This is a genomic window from Hamadaea sp. NPDC050747 (assembly GCF_040654195.1).
Lineage (GTDB): Bacteria > Actinomycetota > Actinomycetes > Mycobacteriales > Micromonosporaceae > Hamadaea.
The window spans coordinates 182,962-184,090 of sequence record NZ_JBFAHM010000003.1; the positions used below are offsets into that span (position 1 = coordinate 182,962).

3 protein-coding genes are annotated in these 1,129 nt (G+C 66.2%); all 3 read left to right on the plus strand.

Features of this window, described 5'->3' with window-relative positions; translation table 11 throughout:
- Positions 1–251, plus strand: a 251-nt coding sequence (locus AB0H43_RS07250) for a hypothetical protein (RefSeq protein WP_359997874.1), incomplete at its 5' end; no start/stop codon positions are given.
- Positions 252–260: 9 nt separating this feature from the next.
- Positions 261–626: a hypothetical protein gene (locus AB0H43_RS07255; RefSeq protein ID WP_359997875.1), complete on the plus strand. Its 366-nt coding sequence runs from the start codon at positions 261–263 to the stop codon at positions 624–626.
- Positions 627–665: 39 nt separating this feature from the next.
- The coding region (locus AB0H43_RS07260; RefSeq protein ID WP_359997878.1) for a hypothetical protein at positions 666–1,129 on the plus strand (464 nt) is incomplete at its 3' end.

The following is a 1,129-nucleotide window of genomic DNA, read 5'->3' on the forward strand; positions in this document are numbered from 1 at the left end:
CCGCCATCCCATCCCCGCGCCGTCTTGGCGCTGGATCAGGGTTCTCGGTCGAATCTTGGCCCAAGATTCGACCGAGAACCCTGATCCAGCGCGGGAGGCCGTTCTGGCCATCCTCGGGCCCGGAGCGCGGCCAGGACCTCTTCCACGACGGCCGGAAGTTCGCGGCGCAACCGATCACCGGTGACGTGAATGATCAACCAGCCGGCGAGCGCTTGCCGATTCAGTCGAGCGCGGTCGCGCGCCAAGTCTGATCGTGCGCTGTGGAACTCGAAGCCGTCGTACTCGAGCGCGACGCGATATTCGGGCCACGCCAGGCCGACTCGGGCGACGAACCGACCTCGGTGGCTGATCACGTACTGCGTGACCGGGCGTGGGACTCCGCTCGTGACGAGCATGAGACGGCTGCGGGATTCACCCGGAGACTCGGCGCCACCGTCGGCCAGCCTGGCCGCCTGAAGAAAGCGCTGCCAGTAGGCCTCGGCTTCGCGTTCCCAGGCGTACTTCTCCAGTTCCTCCGGAGTCACGAGACGATGTCCTACGAACTGGTCGAGGTACGCGATCGCGTCGGGCAACGGGCGATGCCGAACAAGATCCCAGCAGGTACGGGCCGGGGAGGCCACCTGTAGGCCGGCGACGGTGCGTATGTCGCCGTCGAGTATCGGCCCGTGATGCAGGTCGACACCCTTGATCGGGCCGTGCGGCACTGGCAGCAGCACTTCCACAGGGTCCGCCGCGCCGAGCAGAATGCCGTACGCGAAGGCAGCCGAGACTCCCGTGAGCACACCGTCGGGAAGGAGATACCGAACGACGGCTCGGCATCGGTTCAAGTGATCAACCTCGGCGGTGGCTTCCACGTATACGTCCCGGAAGAGCCTCCGCCATGTCTTGCCGCCCAGTTGCGTCGGAGTCAGGAGGCCTTCGCGTACGGCATCGCTGCCCCGGAAGATCCTTCCTCGGAGGGCTGGTGGAATCTGCGGTCGTCGCGGCATCCGCCGACCGTCGCAGTCGGCGTACTGAGATCACAACGCCTGTGGATAACCGCCTGCGGCTGGATCAGGGTTCTCGGTCGAATCTTGGGTCAAGATTCGAACCGGAACCCAGTAGCAGCGCCCCACCGGGCGGCGGGGAG